This window comes from Aeromonas sobria, from assembly GCF_006243315.1.
Lineage (GTDB): Bacteria > Pseudomonadota > Gammaproteobacteria > Enterobacterales > Aeromonadaceae > Aeromonas > Aeromonas sobria_A.
In genome coordinates this window covers 14,039-29,581 of record NZ_NKWE01000078.1, presented here as the reverse complement: position 1 = coordinate 29,581, position 15,543 = coordinate 14,039, and the positions used below count along the sequence as shown (strand labels likewise).

Annotated in this window: 16 protein-coding genes; 12 read left to right on the top strand and 4 right to left on the bottom strand. The window is 58.4% G+C overall.

Annotated features, from left to right (window positions below):
- The first annotated feature begins 6 nt into the window (after window positions 1-6).
- The 9 genes from ftsB to rpoS all read left to right on the top strand — a co-directional run bounded on the left by ftsB (window position 7) and on the right by rpoS (window position 6,708).
- Entirely contained in the window at window positions 7-324 is a 318-nt protein-coding gene (gene ftsB / locus CF137_RS20885; RefSeq protein ID WP_068977717.1) for a cell division protein FtsB, read from the top strand.
- Window positions 317-1,009 (top strand): 2-C-methyl-D-erythritol 4-phosphate cytidylyltransferase, encoded by a 693-nt coding sequence (gene ispD / locus CF137_RS20880; protein WP_139721417.1) that lies wholly within the window; start codon window positions 317-319, stop codon window positions 1,007-1,009. The genes ftsB and ispD overlap by 8 nt, the downstream gene beginning before the upstream one ends.
- Before the next feature lie 113 nt (window positions 1,010-1,122).
- Complete coding sequence (gene ispF, locus CF137_RS20875; RefSeq protein ID WP_042021443.1) at window positions 1,123-1,599, top strand: 2-C-methyl-D-erythritol 2,4-cyclodiphosphate synthase; 477 nt, start codon at window positions 1,123-1,125, stop codon at window positions 1,597-1,599.
- Window positions 1,599-2,657 carry a tRNA pseudouridine(13) synthase TruD gene (gene truD / locus CF137_RS20870; protein WP_101319506.1) on the top strand — a complete coding sequence of 353 codons (1,059 nt, stop codon included), beginning with the start codon at window positions 1,599-1,601 and terminating at the stop codon, window positions 2,655-2,657. Before ispF ends, truD begins: the two co-directional genes overlap by 1 nt.
- On the top strand, window positions 2,638-3,384 hold the full coding sequence (surE, locus tag CF137_RS20865; protein WP_101319504.1) for a 5'/3'-nucleotidase SurE: 747 nt from the start codon (window positions 2,638-2,640) through the stop codon (window positions 3,382-3,384). The genes truD and surE overlap by 20 nt, the downstream gene beginning before the upstream one ends.
- A gap of 4 nt (window positions 3,385-3,388) precedes the next feature.
- Window positions 3,389-4,006: a protein-L-isoaspartate(D-aspartate) O-methyltransferase gene (locus tag CF137_RS20860; protein WP_101319502.1), complete on the top strand. Its 618-nt coding sequence runs from the start codon at window positions 3,389-3,391 to the stop codon at window positions 4,004-4,006.
- Window positions 4,003-4,584 carry a YqaA family protein gene (locus tag CF137_RS20855; RefSeq protein ID WP_162515999.1) on the top strand — a complete coding sequence of 194 codons (582 nt, stop codon included), beginning with the start codon at window positions 4,003-4,005 and terminating at the stop codon, window positions 4,582-4,584. Before CF137_RS20860 ends, CF137_RS20855 begins: the two co-directional genes overlap by 4 nt.
- A gap of 9 nt (window positions 4,585-4,593) precedes the next feature.
- Window positions 4,594-5,664: a peptidoglycan DD-metalloendopeptidase family protein gene (locus CF137_RS20850; RefSeq protein ID WP_139721414.1), complete on the top strand. Its 1,071-nt coding sequence runs from the start codon at window positions 4,594-4,596 to the stop codon at window positions 5,662-5,664.
- A gap of 45 nt (window positions 5,665-5,709) precedes the next feature.
- Complete coding sequence (gene rpoS / locus CF137_RS20845; protein ID WP_042021453.1) at window positions 5,710-6,708, top strand: RNA polymerase sigma factor RpoS; 999 nt, start codon at window positions 5,710-5,712, stop codon at window positions 6,706-6,708.
- 125 nt (window positions 6,709-6,833) lie between these two features.
- On the opposite strand, the gene CF137_RS20840 is transcribed toward rpoS, so the two are convergent.
- Window positions 6,834-7,871 carry an alkene reductase gene (locus CF137_RS20840; protein ID WP_162515998.1) on the bottom strand — a complete coding sequence of 346 codons (1,038 nt, stop codon included), beginning with the start codon at window positions 7,869-7,871 and terminating at the stop codon, window positions 6,834-6,836.
- A gap of 199 nt (window positions 7,872-8,070) precedes the next feature.
- Here CF137_RS20840 and CF137_RS20835 point away from each other — a divergent pair, with 199 nt between their 5' ends.
- A complete protein-coding gene (locus CF137_RS20835; protein ID WP_139721409.1) occupies window positions 8,071-8,637 on the top strand; it encodes a TetR/AcrR family transcriptional regulator in 567 nt (188 codons plus the stop codon).
- Between the two features lie 62 nt (window positions 8,638-8,699).
- Here CF137_RS20835 and CF137_RS20830 read toward each other — a convergent pair whose 3' ends face one another.
- Together CF137_RS20830 and CF137_RS20825 are read right to left on the bottom strand one after the other, a co-directional pair.
- Window positions 8,700-9,044, bottom strand: a complete 345-nt coding sequence (locus CF137_RS20830) for an endonuclease domain-containing protein (RefSeq protein WP_139721407.1) — start codon at window positions 9,042-9,044, stop codon at window positions 8,700-8,702.
- 698 nt (window positions 9,045-9,742) lie between these two features.
- Entirely contained in the window at window positions 9,743-10,696 is a 954-nt protein-coding gene (locus tag CF137_RS20825; RefSeq protein ID WP_139721405.1) for a LysR family transcriptional regulator, read from the bottom strand.
- A gap of 156 nt (window positions 10,697-10,852) precedes the next feature.
- Between CF137_RS20825 and aguA the strand changes: the two genes are divergently transcribed.
- Window positions 10,853-11,950 (top strand): agmatine deiminase, encoded by a 1,098-nt coding sequence (aguA, locus tag CF137_RS20820; protein ID WP_139721403.1) that lies wholly within the window; start codon window positions 10,853-10,855, stop codon window positions 11,948-11,950.
- Between the two features lie 125 nt (window positions 11,951-12,075).
- Entirely contained in the window at window positions 12,076-13,779 is a 1,704-nt protein-coding gene (locus CF137_RS20815) for an amidase (protein WP_139721401.1), read from the top strand.
- Between the two features lie 172 nt (window positions 13,780-13,951).
- On the opposite strand, the gene CF137_RS20810 is transcribed toward CF137_RS20815, so the two are convergent.
- Window positions 13,952-15,163: an AAA family ATPase gene (locus CF137_RS20810; protein WP_139721399.1), complete on the bottom strand. Its 1,212-nt coding sequence runs from the start codon at window positions 15,161-15,163 to the stop codon at window positions 13,952-13,954.
- Window positions 15,164-15,543: the final 380 nt, after the last annotated feature.

The following is a 15,543-nucleotide window of genomic DNA, read 5'->3' as shown; positions in this document are numbered from 1 at the left end:
TAGTGCATGCGGCTATTCACCCTGATCCTGATCCTCCTGCTGGGGGGACTGCAATATGACCTCTGGCTGGGGAAGAACGGGCTATCCGATTATCAGAACCTGTCGGAGGCCATCTCGCAGCAACAGCGGGACAACCAGACTCTCAAGGATCGTAACGACCTCATCTACCGCGAGATAGATGATCTCACCTCTGGCCTTGCGGCCATCGAGGAGCTGTCGCGCAACGATCTGGGTTACATCAAGCAGGGGGAGACCTTCTACCGGATCATCCCCAAAGAGAAAGACAAAGAGACGACGCCGGACGATGAGCCCTACGATGACTGATGCCAGCCGGGTATTCGGCCTGACGGCGATCGTCCCTGCCGCCGGCATCGGTAGCCGAATGGGGGCCGATTGCCCCAAGCAGTACCTGCAACTGGCGGGTAAAACCATTCTCGAACATACCCTGGCGCGGCTGCTCTCTCACCCCGCCATCACACAGGTGATAGTGGCACTGGCGCCCCATGATCGCTGGTTCGAGGCCCTGCCCGTGGCGGCTGACCCGCGCATTGTGCGGGTAGAGGGAGGCGCCGAGCGCGCCTTTTCTGTCCTCAATGGTCTTCATGTGGCGCAAGGGGAGTGGGTGCTGGTGCACGATGCGGCTCGCCCCTGCCTGACCCACGGTGATCTCGATGCGCTGATTGCCGCAGCCATGGGCTGCGGTGGCGCCATTCTTGGCAGTCGGGTGCGCGATACCATGAAGCGCAGCGATAGCGAGGGCAATATCATCGCCACCGTCGAGCGCGAGCAGCTCTGGCATGCCCTGACGCCGCAGATGTTCCCGACCCGCACCCTGCAACGGGCGCTGGAAGAGGGCTTGCTGCTGGGGGCCACCATCACCGATGAGGCGTCCGCCATGGAGCGGGCCGGATTCACCGTGCGGATGGTGGAAGGGCGCGCCGACAATATCAAAGTGACCCGGCCGGAGGATCTCTCTTTGGCGGGGTTGTTTCTAAGCCAGCAGGCATAAGCCATTTTTGCAAGAGCAGTGACTAAAGGAGCTGACATGGTCCGGATTGGACAGGGTATTGAGGTGCACCAGTGTGACGGGGGCCTTCCCTGCATGTGTGGAGGATGCCAGGTATGATGCGTATCGGTCATGGTTTTGATGTCCACAAGTTTGGTGGGGAAGGCCCCTGCATGCTGGGCGGGGTGCCGGTTCCCTACGAGCAGGGGCTGATAGCCCACTCCGACGGCGACGTGGTGCTGCACGCGGTAAGCGATGCCCTGCTGGGGGCCATCGGTGCCGGTGACATCGGCCGTCACTTCCCCGATACCGCTGCCGAGTTCAAGGGGATCGACAGTCGTATCCTGCTGCGGGACGTGTTTGCCCGGGTACAGCAAGCGGGTTATGCCATCGGCAATCTGGATGTCACCATCATTGCTCAGGCTCCCAAAATGGCTCCCCATATCGACGCCATGTGCGCCGTGCTGGCCGCCGATCTGCAATGTGATTTGAACCGGGTGAACGTCAAGGCGACCACCACCGAACAGCTTGGGTTTACGGGGCGCAAGGAAGGGATCGCCACCGAAGCCGTCGTCCTACTGGTGAAACAATAATGCTGGAACAACTTGCCTATCTGCACGGGGCACCCACTGCCCGCGGTATCCTCAAGGCTGAGGCAGCCGATTTCGTAGTGAATGAAGATCTTGGTTTCGAGCCCTGCGGGGAAGGGGAGCATATCTTCGTCCGGGTGCGCAAAACCGGCGAGAACACTGCCTGGGTGGCAGGTCTGCTGGCCGATGCGGCCGGGGTCAACCGCAATGCGGTGAGCTGGGCGGGCCTCAAGGATCGCCACGCGGTCACCGAGCAGTGGTTCGGCATTCACCTGCCGGGCAAGGCTGAACCGGACTTGTCGGTCATCGAGAGTGCCAGTATCAAGATCCTGCAAGCCAAGCGCCACAACAAGAAGCTGCGGGTGGGTTACCTCAAGGGCAACCACTTCACCCTGCGCTTGACCGGTGTCAGCCAGGCCGAGGCGCTGGAAGATCGCCTGCAGGCCATCGCCACTGAGGGCGTCCCCAATTATTATGGTGAGCAGCGGTTTGGCCGCGATGGCAACAACCTGGAAGCGGCCAAGGCGATGTTCGCTGGCAAGCGGATCAAGGATCGCAACAAGCGCTCCCTCTACCTCTCTGCCGCCCGCAGCATGCTGTTCAACGCCATTGTCAGCGCCCGCATCGAGCAGGGGCTGGCCCATCAGCTGCTGGCCGGTGATTGCGTGATGCTCAAGGGCAGCCACTCCATCTTCAGCGAAGAGAGCGTCACCCCTGAGCTGGCGGCCCGCCTCGCCTCCGGCGACGTACAGCTCACCGCACCCCAGTGGGGCCGTGGCCGTCTGGCCAGCCAGGGCGCCGCTGCCGAGTTTGAACAGGCTGTGTTGGCCCCGTATGCCGAATGGTGTGATGGGCTGGAGAAAGCCGGGCTGGATCAGGATCGCCGCCCGTTGCTGCTCAAGCCGGAGCAGATGAGCTGGCAGCTGGATGGCGAGGCGCTGACCCTATCCTTCTTCCTGCCGGCAGGCGCGTTTGCCACCAGCGTGGTGCGCGAGTTAATGCTGGCCGAAGAGGCCGATCATGGTTTCAGGAATCAGACCGATGCGAATTCTGGTCAGTAATGATGATGGTGTACATGCCGAGGGCATTGCTGCCCTCAGCGAGGCGCTGCGCGCCTGTGGTGAGGTCATTGTGGTGGCGCCGGATCGCAACCGCAGTGGCGCGAGTCACTCCCTGACGCTGGAAGTACCGCTGCGGGTCACCCGCCTCAACGAAAGCGGTTACTATGCGGTGAAGGGCACGCCGACCGACTGCGTGCATCTGGCGGTCAACGAGCTGGTGCGCCCGGAACCGGACATGGTGGTGGCTGGCATCAATCACGGCGCCAATCTGGGGGATGATGTCATCTACTCGGGGACTGTTGCGGCGGCCACCGAGGGGCGCCATCTTGGCTACCCCTCCATCGCCATTTCGCTGGTGGGCAAGACCCACTTCGCCACGGCGGCCCACTATGCGGCCCTGCTGGTGAAGGGGCTGATGAAGCACCCGCTGCCTGCCGATCAGATCCTCAACGTCAACGTGCCGGACTTGCCCCTCGCGCAGATCAAGGGGATCAAGACCACCCGCCTTGGCAATCGCCACCGGGCGGAGTCGGTGATCCGCACCGAGGATCCCCGTGGCCAGCCGATCTACTGGATTGGCCCGCCAGGCAGCCAGCAGGATGCTGGAGAAGGTACCGACTTTGCTGCCATCGAGCAGGGTTATGTCTCGATTACTCCCCTGACCATCGATATGACTGCCTATGACAGTCTCGCCGGTCTGGGAGCCTGGTTAGATCTGCAGGGATGAGGGTGTGATAGTACAGCGCCTGTTAAATCAGCTTATTGCGCAGGATATTCGTGATTTTCGCGTGCTGGCGACGATTGCGAAAGTGCCGCGCCAGCTGTTTGTGGACGAAGCCATGGCGCACAAGGCGTGGGACAACACGGCGCTGCCCATTGGCCACGGTCAGACCATTTCGCAGCCCTATATGGTGGCGCGAATGACTGAATTGCTGATGCAAAATAATCCGGCCCATGTGCTGGAAATCGGCACTGGCTCCGGTTACCAGACGGCCATTCTCGCCCATCTGGTGGAGCATGTTTATACCGTGGAGCGGATCAAGTCGTTGCAATTTTTGGCCAGACGCCGATTGCGCCAGCTCGATCTGCACAATGTCTCGGCCAAGCACGGCAACGGCTGGCTGGGGTGGGCCAACAAGGGGCCTTATGACGCCATTTTGGTGACGGCTGCGGCGAGTGAAATTCCGACCGCGCTGACCGACCAGCTGGCTGAAGGTGGCCGACTGGTGTTGCCGGTGGGCGACAGCCAGCAAACCTTGCAATTGATTGAACGGTCCGGCTCCCAGTTGACCAGTCGTATTCTGGAGCCGGTCCGTTTTGTTCCCCTGATCGACGGAGATGTTGAGTGAAGTTGTTTTCCCGTTTGTATGTATTGGTAATGCAGTGGGCGCGCCACAAGTATGCCCCCTGGTATCTCTCTATTATCGCCTTCATCGAGTCAGTGTTCTGGCCGATCCCGGTGGATGTGATGCTGGCGCCCATGGCGCTCGCCAAGCCCCAGAAAGCGTGGCATTACGCCGGGTTGGCAACGACCTTTTCGGTGCTGGGCGCCCTGTTTGGTTACGCCCTTGGCTATGCCCTGTGGGATCCGGTGGTGCTGCCACTGGTGGAGTCTGTTGGCTATCAGGGCAAGATCGAGATCGCCCGCCACTGGTTTGAACAGTGGGGTATCTGGGTCATCTTCATTGCCAGCTTCACCCCTATCCCCTACAAGGTGTTTACCGTGACAGCAGGGTTGTTGCAAATGGCTCTGCTGCCCTTCATCATCACCTCCCTTATCGGTCGTGGCATGCGTTTCTTCCTGGTTGCGGGCCTGATGCGTTGGGGCGGTGAAAAGATGGAACGCAAACTGATGCACTATGTAGATGTGCTCGGTTGGCTCTGTATTGGTCTGGCCGTTGTGGCCTATTTCTGGTTTAGTCGTTAAGGATCCATTATGCGTTCGCCTATTTGGCAAGGAAGCTGTGTTGTGGTGTTGTCATGGCTGTTGCTTGCCTGTGCTTCCAGTAAAACGGCAGCTCCAGTGGACGGTGTCGGTGATGATCAGTTCGTCTCGACCATCCCGGCTCGCCAGGGTGGAGTTCAAGGGGGAGCCCCCATTCAGGGTGGTGGCTATGTAGTCAAGAAAGGGGATACCCTCTACTCCATCGCATTCAATTCCGGTAGCGATGTCCCCTCGCTGGCCAGTCTCAACAACATCAGCCCCCCCTATAACATCTATCCGGGTCAGCGGCTGCGGTTTGATTCATCCAGCTCTGTGACCACCGCCAGCAGAAGTGCCAGCACCTATGAGGTGCGTCGGGGCGATACCCTGAGCAGTATCGGCCGCCAGTTTGGTATGGCGCCGCAAACACTGGCACAGAGCAACAATTTGAGTGCCCCCTATGCGTTGCAGCCGGGTCAGGTGCTTAACGTCCAGTCTGCTGGTGGTGGTTCGACCCAGATGGTCGCGGCGACTCGTCCGGTCACTGTGACGCCGGTAGCCGTGAGCCAGCAGAGCAGTGGGCCACGTCCGCTGGCTGAGCCAAGTGGGTCAGGTCAGACCACGCCATTCATTTCGCAGAAATCCGTTGCTCCGGCAGCACCGAAAGAATACGCTCAGGTCAAAGAACAAAAAACAAGCAACTCCCAGTCGAAACTTGTTTGGCACTGGCCCGCAAAAGGCCGGATCGTCGAGGGTTTCTCTGTTGCAGAACAGGGTAACAAGGGGATCGACATAGCAGGCCAGAAGGGGCAACCCGTCTACGCGGCCAGCAGCGGCAAGGTGGTATACGCCGGTAGCGCTTTAAGGGGGTACGGCAAGCTGATCATCCTCAAGCATGATGATGACTATCTCTCCGCCTACGCTCACAACGATGAGTTGCGGGTGAAAGAAGGGGATAGCGTCAAGGGGGGCTCGGTGATTGCCAATATGGGTAGCACGGACGCGCCGGATGTGCGATTGCATTTCGAGATCCGGTACCGGGGCAAGTCGATCAATCCGATGAGCTATTTGCCAAAGCGTTAACCCCAGAGATCGAGTCTTACTCTGGTAACGTCAGGGAGACACACCATGAGCCAAGAACAACTGGTAATGCAGGATGCAGAGTTAGAGTTTGACGCTGAGTCTCATTCCCATGAGGATGACGATGAGGTAGAAGCAGAAGGGTTGCAGGAGGTCACTGCCGAGGCAGAAGAGACTATCTCCGATGAGTTGCTGGCACCGGAACTGAACAAGGTGATGGATGCCACGCAACTCTATCTGGGGGAGATAGGTTTCTCCCCGCTGCTTACTGCCGAAGAGGAAGTCTACTACGCCCGTCGTGCCTTGCGGGGTGACAAAGCAGCCCGCAAGCGCATGATCGAGTCCAACCTGCGTCTGGTGGTGAAAATCGCCCGTCGCTACAACAACCGCGGCCTGGTGCTGCTGGATCTTATCGAAGAGGGCAACCTCGGTCTTATCCGTGCGGTCGAAAAGTTCGACCCTGAGCGCGGCTTCCGTTTCTCCACCTATGCCACCTGGTGGATCCGCCAGACCATAGAGCGGGCCATCATGAACCAGACCCGCACCATTCGCCTGCCCATTCATGTGGTCAAGGAGTTAAACGTTTACCTGCGCACCGCGCGCGAGCTCTCCCATCGTCTCGATCACGAACCCACTGCCGAGGATATTGCCTTTGCATTGGATCGTTCGGTTGCCGACGTGAACCGCATGCTCAAACTCAACGAGAAGATCACCTCGGTGGATACTCCCATCGGCGGCGATCGCGACAAGGCGCTGCTGGATGTTATCTCCGACGAGCGTGGCATGGGGCCTGAACTGGAATCCCAGGATGACGACATGCGCGCCAGCATAGTGCACTGGCTGGAAGAGCTGAATCCCAAGCAGCGTGAAGTGCTGGCCCGCCGTTTCGGCCTGCTGGGCTATGAGCCTGCCACTTTGGAGGATGTCGGTGCCGAGATTGGCCTGACCCGCGAGCGGGTGCGCCAGATCCAGGTCGAGGGGCTGCGCCGTCTGCGGGAGATCCTGCTTAGCCAGGGGCTCTCCATTGAGGCCTTGTTTCGCACCTGATTTCGCACCTGAGCAGGTTGCCGTGATGGCAAAAGCTGGCTGAACGGTAGCACAAGTAGATAGCACGAGGGGAGCAACAGCTCCCCTCGTTTTTTATTGCCTGTCGTCTGGCGATGGCGGAGCGGTTATACCAGCTCAGCCAGCATGGTGTCGGCGTAGGGCACCAGCGCTTCGCCCTTCTTCACCTTGGTGAGGTAGTCCGGGTTGGCGATGAGCGGGCGACCGATGGCTATCAGATCGAAGCGGTTGGCCTCGATGGCCACGGCGGCGCGCTCGGCGTCGTAGTTGCCCACCCCGACCAGATTGCCCTTGTAGTTGGCGCGCAGATAATCGGAAGCGCGGCCACCCAGATAATCGAAGGTGAGGTTGTCATCGAAGATGCCGAGGTGGATGTAGGCCAGCGGGCGATCGTTGAGCTTGGCCAGCAGGTAGTCGAACACGGCGCGATCTTCCGGGCTGCCCGCCAGATGGACATAGGCACCGGGGGAGAGGCGAATGCCAACCCGATCACCGCCGATGCGGGCGCTGATGGCATCGACCACTTCCAGCGCGAAACGGCTCATCTTTTCCGGGCTGCCGCCGTAGTTGTCGCTGCGCAGGTTGGTGGAGTGGTGCAGGAACTGGTCGATCAGGTAGCCGTTGGCCCCATGGATCTCCACTCCGTCAAAACCCGCCTCGATGGCGTTGGCACCGGCAGTCGCGTAATCCTCTACCAGCTGGGCGATGTCGGCTTCGGTCAGGGCGCGCGGCACCAGATAGGTCAGCTCGCGCATGCGTGGCATGGTGCCCTCATGGGCCACGGCAGAGGGGGCCAGCACTTCGCCCTGATGGAAGAAGGGGTGGGAGAGGCGACCGACGTGCCACAGCTGGGCGAAGATCTTGCCGCCCTTGGCGTGCACCGCGCTGGTTACCTTCTTCCAGCCATCGATCTGTGCCTGGGTGAACAGACCCGGGGTATTGGGATAGCCCTGCGCATCGGGGCGAATGATGACGGCCTCGGAGACAATCAGGCCGATGTCGGCGCGGCGGCCGTAATAGGCAGCCATCTGCTCGGTCGGCACCAGACCGGGGCCTGCCATGCAGCGGGTGAGCGGGGCCATCATGAAGCGGTTGGCCAGGGTCAGAGTGTCATTAAGGCGATACGGCTGAAACAGGGTATTCATGATAGGTTGTCCTGAACGGGTTATTCTTGAACGTGCATTCAAGACGTTTTTTGCGTCGGGCGCAAGCTTTTTTTGAATGTGCGTTCAAGAAGGTTGGCCCGAGCAGGCGGCTGGGGTAAACTTGCCGCCCTTTCCAGCCACTCTTTATCGGCGGGCCTTGTTGCCACTTGCCGGTGAACCATTTCCCACGGGAGGAACCATGCGCATAGCCGAGTTTGATCGGGACGAGGTGCTGCGAAATGCCATGGAAGCGTTTCGCGCCAAGGGATACGCCAAGACCACCATGCAGGAGCTGGTGGCCGCCACCGGCCTGCATCCGGGCAGCATTTACGGCGCCTTCGGCAACAAGCGCGGCCTGCTGCTGGCTGCGGTGGATCACTATGTCGAGGGCAAACGCACCCTGCGCCGTTCCCTGCTCGACAACCCGAGCCCGCTGGCGGGCCTTGCTGCCTATCTAGACCGGATTGTGGGGGAGGCGCTCTGCGGCTCCTGTCTGGTGACCCGCACCATGATGGAGTTGAGCGAGCAAGATGAAGAGCTGACCCTGCGGGTCAAGGTCATCTATGGCGAGCTGGAGCAGGATCTGGCCGAGTTGCTGACGCAAGCGCAGGCAAAGGGCGAACTGGCCCCGGATAGTAATATCCGCACCCTCACCGCCTTGCTGCTGATCAACCTGCAAGGGCTGGTCACCTTCGCCCAGTGCCGCCCCGACCGTCCCCTGCTCGACGACGTAGTCGCCCAGCTGATGCGGGCCCTGCGGGCGTAAGTAGGCACTGGATTGTGTTTCCCCTTCTCCCGTTTTCACTTTGTGAATTGAGGGGAGAAGGGTCAATCAGCCTGACGTAATGAGAGCCGGATAAAATCCAGCACTGCATTGAGCCTGCCTAGCACATCGTTATTCCACACTCTTATCACCTGAAATCCCTGCTGGTTGAGATAGGCCGTTCGAGCCTCGTCATGTATTTGGTTCACTTGCTCGCCATGTTGCGAGCCATCCACTTCGATGACCAATCCCTGTTCAAGGCAGATGAAATCCACCACATAGGGGCCAATTGGCATTTGGCGGCGAAATTTCACGCCCGCCAGACGGCGATTGCGCAACTGTTGCCACAGTTTCTGTTCTGCCAGCGTGGCATCCCGTCTCAGTCGCTTGGCAAAGTGGTTGCTTTCCATAAAGGGCTCCAGTTCTGTTTGGCCCTATAGATATAGCCAGCTTCCCTTGTGTTTTCCGGTTGAGCGTCGTTTCCCCTCACCCTAACCCTCTCCCAAAGGGAGAGGGGACAGATCGAGGTGCAGTCGGGATTTGGCTGATCACTAGTGTGTTCGTTGCTGGATTCGAGCGTGGTCAGCTGGATTGGTTGATAAGCAGATGGCGATAAGTTTTTGAACGTATGGGTAATCAGCCAAGCAGATTGGCTGTCCGCGATGCAGCAAATTGTGGCGTAAAGGCTCCCTTCTCCCCTTGCGGGAGAAGGGTTGGGGATGAGGGGGAGGGAACTCCCTCACCCTAGCCCTCTCCCAAAGGGAGAGGGGACAGATCGAGGTGCAGTCGGGATTTGGTTGGTCACCCAGCGTTCATTGCCGGATTCGAGCGTGGTCAGCTGGATTGGTTGATAAGCAGATGGCGATAAGTTTTTGAACGTATGGGTAATTAGCCAAGCAGATTGGCTGTCCGCAATGTTGCAAGTTGTGGCGTAACGGCTCACTTCTCCCCTTGCGGGAGAAGGGCTGGGGATGAGGGGGAGGGAGCAGTCCTCACCCTAACCCTCTCCCAAAGGGAGAGGAAATTGATCGAGGTTCGGTTTGGGCCACATGCTCCGCCAGCAAGCACGTTCCACAGCGGCTTGTTGGGCATGCCAGACGCAGCGGTCTTACCTCGGCCCCACCAGCTCCTTCATCAAATCTTTCAGCCATACCAGCGCGGGTTGCTGCGCGTGAACGGGGTGCCAGACGCAGTTGAGGTGATAATCCGGCACGTCTGCGGGTAGCGGCAGGCTTTTCAGCGGCCAGTGGGTGGCAAGCAGCTCGGCCACCATGCTGGGCAGCACCAGCAGGTGATCGCTCTGGCTGACGATGGCGGCGGCGGACATATAGCTCTGGCTGTTGACCGAGATGGTGCGGCTAAAGCCCTGACTCTTCAGATAGCGGTCGAGGCTCGCCTCCGAGGTGCCGAGCGGCGAGTGGAACACATGGGGCATAGCGATGAGCTGCGGCAAGGTGATGCGCTCCTGCCATCGGGAGGGGTCATCCTCGGCGCCGGCAGGGGCCGATTTGGCAATGGGCAGATCGGCGCGCACCAGTCCGGCCAGCGGCTCGGTGAGCCAGGTCTCTTTGCCCAGATACCCCGGCACCTGCATGTACTCGTCAAAGCCCAGCACCAGATCGATCTCGCCACTTGCCAGCTCGGCTTCGGGCAGGGTGTCGCGCAGGATGCGGATCTCGATGGTGACCCCCGGCGCCAGCCGTCTGAGCCGCTGAATAAGCGGCGGGATCAGCACGCACTCCACGTAATCTGTGGTGCAGAGCACGAAACGGCGCCTGGAATGGATCGGCTCAAACTCCTCCTCCTCCCAGAGCTGCTGCTCCAGCAGCCGTAGCGCCTGCTGTACCCCGAGATGCAGCCGCTGGGCGCGCGGGGTCGGCAGCATCCCCTGCGGGGTACGCACCAAAAGCGGGTCGCCGATAAAAGTGCGCAGCCGGTTGAGGGAGTGGCTCATGGCGGGCTGGCTGATAAAGAGCGCTTCGGCGGCGCGGGTGACGCTCCCTTGTGTCATCAGGGCGTCAAAGGCGAGCAGCAGATTGAGGTCGAGCTGGTGCAGTTTCATGGGGGGGATTATTCGCCGTGTTTATGGGACAATCCATCCTATTCATTTGATGGATAGGGGCGCAACTTCTTACACTGCGACCCACTGTTATTTTTCAGGGTTCCCGCGCCATTTTGGGCGTAAATGGGGGCCGCAATCCATGCAAGGAGCCTTGCGATGAGCATCAAGACCATGAACACCACACCGGCCGCTGACGGCTTCACCATGCCCGCCGAGTGGGCGCACCAGCAGGCCGTCTGGATGATCTGGCCGTTTCGCCCTGACAACTGGCGTGAAGCCGGTCGCTTCGCCCAGCCCACTTTTGCCAAGGTAGCGGATGCCATCGGCGGTGCCACCCCGGTCTTTATGGGGGTGCCAGCCCGGTTTATGGAGCAGGCCCGCGCCATCATGCCCGCCCACGTCACCCTGGTCGAAATGGACAGCGATGACTGCTGGGCCCGCGATACCGGCCCAACCATAGTCACCAACGCAGCCGGCGAGTGCCGTGGGGTGGATTGGGGCTTCAACGCCTGGGGCGGCCACAAGGGCGGTCTCTACTCCCCGTGGAATCAGGATGAGGAAGTGGCGGCCCAGATGCTGGCCCAGCACGGCATGGCTCGTTACGACGCGCCGCTCATTCTGGAAGGTGGCTCCATCCACGTCGATGGCGAAGGCACCTGCCTGACCAGCGCCGAGTGCCTGCTCAACGAGAACCGCAACCCGCACCTGAGCAAAGCGCAGATCGAAGCTCACCTGCGCGACTATCTGGGCGTCACCAGCTTTATCTGGCTGGACGAAGGCGTCTATATGGACGAAACCGACGGCCACATCGACAACATGTGCTGCTTCGTGCGTCCGGGTGAAGTGGCCCTGCACTGGACTGACGACCAGAACGATCCCCAGTACGCCCGCTCCGTGGCCGCCCTCAAGGTGCTGGAAGCGGCGGTCGATGCCAAGGGGCGCAAGCTGAAAGTGTGGAAGCTGCCCCAGCCGGGCCCGCTGTTCTGCACCGAAGAGGAGTCTGCCGGTGTCGAGAGCGGCAGCGGTGTGCCGCGCGAGGCAGAAGGGCGTCTGGCCGGTTCCTATGTGAACTTCCTCATCACCAACGATCGCATCGTCTACCCGCTGCTGGATGCCGCCACCGATGGCGAAGCCCAGCGCATTCTGGAAGAGATCTTCCCCGAGCATACCGTGATCGGCGTACCGGCTCGCGAGATCCTGCTGGGCGGTGGCAATATTCACTGCATTACTCAGCAGATCCCTTCCGGTCAGTAAGAACCGGTTCCAGCTGGTATTCAAAACCCCACTCCGTGGGGTTTTATCTCTTGATGGTGTGATGGTCGCAGGCGCTGATGCGGCGATCATCATGACAAACAGTCACCCTTTTACAGGAGATCCAAATGATCGAAGTGACAGAGGTTTCCATTGCCGAGCTGCGTGCCGCGCTCGAATCTGGCCGCACCACAGCGGTCGAACTGGTCAAGGCCTATCTGGCCCGGATCGAGGCTTACAACGGCCCCGAGACACAAACCCGCCTCAACGCCGTGGTGGTAGCCAATCCCGATGCGCTGAAAGAGGCGCAAGCTTCCGATGCCCGCCGCGCTCGTGGCGAGACCCTGAGCCCGCTCGACGGCATCCCCTACACCGCCAAAGACAGCTATCTGGTCAAGGGGCTGACCGCCGCCTCCGGCAGCCCGGCCTTCAAGGATCTGGTGGCCCAGCGCGATGCCTTTACCGTGGAGCGCCTGCGCGCCGCCGGTGCCATCTGCCTTGGCAAAACCAATATGCCGCCGATGGCCAATGGTGGCATGCAGCGCGGCGTCTATGGCCGTGCCGAGAGCCCCTACAACGCCGACTACCTGACCGCACCGTTTGCCTCCGGCTCCTCCAACGGCGCCGGTACTGCCACCGCCGCCAGCTTCTCCGCCTTTGGTCTGGCCGAAGAGACCTGGTCGAGCGGCCGTGGCCCTGCCTCGAACAACGGCCTGTGTGCCTACACCCCGTCCCGTGGCGTCATCTCGGTGCGTGGCAACTGGCCGCTGACCCCGACCATGGATGTGGTGGTGCCCTATGCCCGCACCATGGCCGATCTGCTGGAAGTGCTCGACGTTGTGGTGGCCGACGATGCCGACACCCGTGGCGATCTGTGGCGCATGCAGCCCTGGGTGCAACTGCCCAAGGCCTCCGAGGTGCGTCCGGCTTCCTATCTGGAGCTGGCTGCCAAGCCCGATGCCCTCAAGGGCAAGCGCCTCGGCGTACCGCGCATGTTTATCAACAAGGATGAACTGGCCGGCACCAGCGAAAACCCCGGCATCGGCGGCCCGACCGGTCAGCGCATTCATACCCGCGAGGCCGTGATCGCGCTGTGGGAACAGGCCCGTCAGGCGCTGGAAGCCGCTGGCGCGGAAGTCATCGAAGTGGACTTCCCGCTGGTCTCCAACTGCGAAGGGGACAGACTCGGCGCGCCGACCGTGTTTAATCGCGGCATCGTGAGCCCGGAGTTTCTCAACGACGAGCTGTGGGAGCTCTCCGGCTGGGCGTTCGACGACTTCCTGCGCGCCAACGGCGATCCCAAGCTTAAGCAATTGGCCGATGTCGATGGCCCCCAGATCTTCCCCCATGATCCGGGCACCTTGCCAAACCGCGAGGGCGATCTGGCGGCGGGCATGGACGAGTACGTCAAGATGGCCAAGCGCGGTATCAAGCGCTTTGACGAGATCCCCACAGTGCCGGACGGCCTGCGCGCTCTGGAGCAGACTCGCAAGCTGGACTTGGAAGACTGGATGGACGGGCTCAAGCTTGACGCCGTGCTGTTCCCTACCGTCGCTGACGTCGCCCCGGCTGATGCGGATGTGAATCCGGCCTCCGCCGATATCGCCTGGAGCAACGGCATCTGGGTTGCCAACGGCAACCTCGCCATTCGCCATCTCGGCGTGCCGACCGTCACCGTCCCCATGGGCGTGATGGCCGATATCGGTATGCCGGTGGGCCTGACCTTCGCCGGTCGCGCCTATGACGACAACAACCTGTTGCGCTTCGCCTCCGCCTTCGAATCCACCGGCAGCAAGCGCAGGGTGCCGCCACGGACGCCACCGTTGGGGTGATTGGTTTCGGGAGTTAAATCTATCTGGGTAGTCCGAAAAAAATGAAAAAACCACCCGTTATGCGGGTGGTTTTATTTTTATATCAAATTAAATTACGACATTAATAATTGCCTGTAATTCATCTTATAGTGCAATAAAATAATTTACAGCATATAATTTTTAGTGATTATTGCTAGCTGTTAATCATCCTAATATAACTTGGCATGCGAGGGTCTGTTATTTTATAAACGCCGCGGGCTGCTTTGGTTATTATTTTTCCTTTATCTTCACGGGTGAAACGGCCAATATAGTTGCTCATGGCATTACTTGTATATTGTGTGCCAGTATCCTCTTTAATTTGAGCTATCCACTCTTGGATTGTGAATCGATTATCAGATAATTTTGCTGCAGCATACAAGATTGAAGGGAGAACAGAGGTTCTTGAAGATGTAACTGCATCGTCATAAGCCCGCTTTAGTTGACCTTCAGTGTTAATTACAGCTTTTTCTAGCGATCTAACCAAGATCGCTTGATCAATTTTATTTTTTGATTCAGAAAGAGCAACCTCAGCAGACTCTTTACAAATAAGATGTGTAAAATAGGGGAATCCATTACTAATTTCAACTATTTTATTTTTTACATCATCATCAAAATTGATACCTAATCCATTTTCTCCAGTAGTAATAATCTCATGAAGATATGCATCTTCTATACGGGGCAACTTTATTTCATGAAGGCATCTATTGACTGACTGGTGCCCTGCAATAAGAGATGCACCATCACTGGCGATTCCTATTAACAATATTTTTAATTTACTATCGCTATCACTCAATTGTTTTATTAATTCAGCAATCTCATGTTTTACTCCATCACTAACAACATCAAATTCGTCAATTAACAATATGCCTTCTAGTTCATCAAATGCTTGGCAAACTTTACTTGCAGTTAAATCTTCTTTTTCAATTGTTATTTTCTCTTCAACTGCGACATCAGCTCGAAATAGCTTTAATAAATTTAATCCTATCCCTGCCTTTGTAGTGATTTCTTTTTTTTGAGATACATAATCTTCATCGAGATGAATCACTGGTTGTTGGATGATGTCTTTGAACTTTGTTTTATTATCGCAGCGTTTAATGAAGAATGGTTGAGTAAATATTTTTGTTCTCTTTCCACCTTCCAGGGTCGAGAGCGCAAGCGAGCTTTTGCCAATGCCTCGCTCTCCATAAATCATGCAATGCTGGCCTGCAGTTGTTAATGTACCTAAAATATGCTGGACTTCCTTATCTCGTCCCTTCAAGTGAGTGTAGGCTTCGATGGGTTTTGATGGAGTGAAATAATTATCCACATTCTTTATTTTCGCCTTCTGGTCTTTAAATTGAGCGAAAATATCATTTCCTGAATTCATGCGGTTCCCATGCCTGAAGGTAGAGTGATAATCGTGTTATTTAATAGAAACTTGTGGTTTTGATCAAGTGCCTTAGGTTCGAATAGCGACGCGTATTCGGACGATTGCGGTAAGGGGTTGCCGATAGACCGCAGATGTTCGGAGTTTTCGCCTTCTCATGCCATCAGGATATTCGCGGTAAACGGACGATTACGCTGCGCTAATCGACCCTACATTATGGGGCTTATTGTTACCTCCCCCTCATCCCCAGCCCTTCTCCCGCAAGGGGAGAAGGGGGCGGAATGGATTCCGCTGATTGTGCGTTGGCTTCGGTGATTCGGGTGAATATGAGTGGCTTGGAATTGGCACGGGCCATCCCCTCTCCCTCGGGAGAGGGCTAG

Coding starts and splice junctions, on each gene's coding strand:
- CF137_RS20840 (WP_162515998.1), bottom strand. CDS start 7,871: ATGAATACCCTGTTTCAGCCGTATCGCCTTAATGACACTCTGACCCTG.
- ftsB (WP_068977717.1), top strand. CDS start 7: ATGCGGCTATTCACCCTGATCCTGATCCTCCTGCTGGGGGGACTGCAA.
- rpoS (WP_042021453.1), top strand. CDS start 5,710: ATGAGCCAAGAACAACTGGTAATGCAGGATGCAGAGTTAGAGTTTGAC.
- CF137_RS20830 (WP_139721407.1), bottom strand. CDS start 9,044: ATGGAAAGCAACCACTTTGCCAAGCGACTGAGACGGGATGCCACGCTG.
- surE (WP_101319504.1), top strand. CDS start 2,638: ATGCGAATTCTGGTCAGTAATGATGATGGTGTACATGCCGAGGGCATT.
- truD (WP_101319506.1), top strand. CDS start 1,599: ATGCTGGAACAACTTGCCTATCTGCACGGGGCACCCACTGCCCGCGGT.
- CF137_RS20815 (WP_139721401.1), top strand. CDS start 12,076: ATGATCGAAGTGACAGAGGTTTCCATTGCCGAGCTGCGTGCCGCGCTC.
- CF137_RS20825 (WP_139721405.1), bottom strand. CDS start 10,696: ATGAAACTGCACCAGCTCGACCTCAATCTGCTGCTCGCCTTTGACGCC.
- ispD (WP_139721417.1), top strand. CDS start 317: ATGACTGATGCCAGCCGGGTATTCGGCCTGACGGCGATCGTCCCTGCC.
- CF137_RS20850 (WP_139721414.1), top strand. CDS start 4,594: ATGCGTTCGCCTATTTGGCAAGGAAGCTGTGTTGTGGTGTTGTCATGG.
- aguA (WP_139721403.1), top strand. CDS start 10,853: ATGAGCATCAAGACCATGAACACCACACCGGCCGCTGACGGCTTCACC.
- ispF (WP_042021443.1), top strand. CDS start 1,123: ATGATGCGTATCGGTCATGGTTTTGATGTCCACAAGTTTGGTGGGGAA.
- CF137_RS20835 (WP_139721409.1), top strand. CDS start 8,071: ATGCGCATAGCCGAGTTTGATCGGGACGAGGTGCTGCGAAATGCCATG.
- CF137_RS20810 (WP_139721399.1), bottom strand. CDS start 15,163: ATGAATTCAGGAAATGATATTTTCGCTCAATTTAAAGACCAGAAGGCG.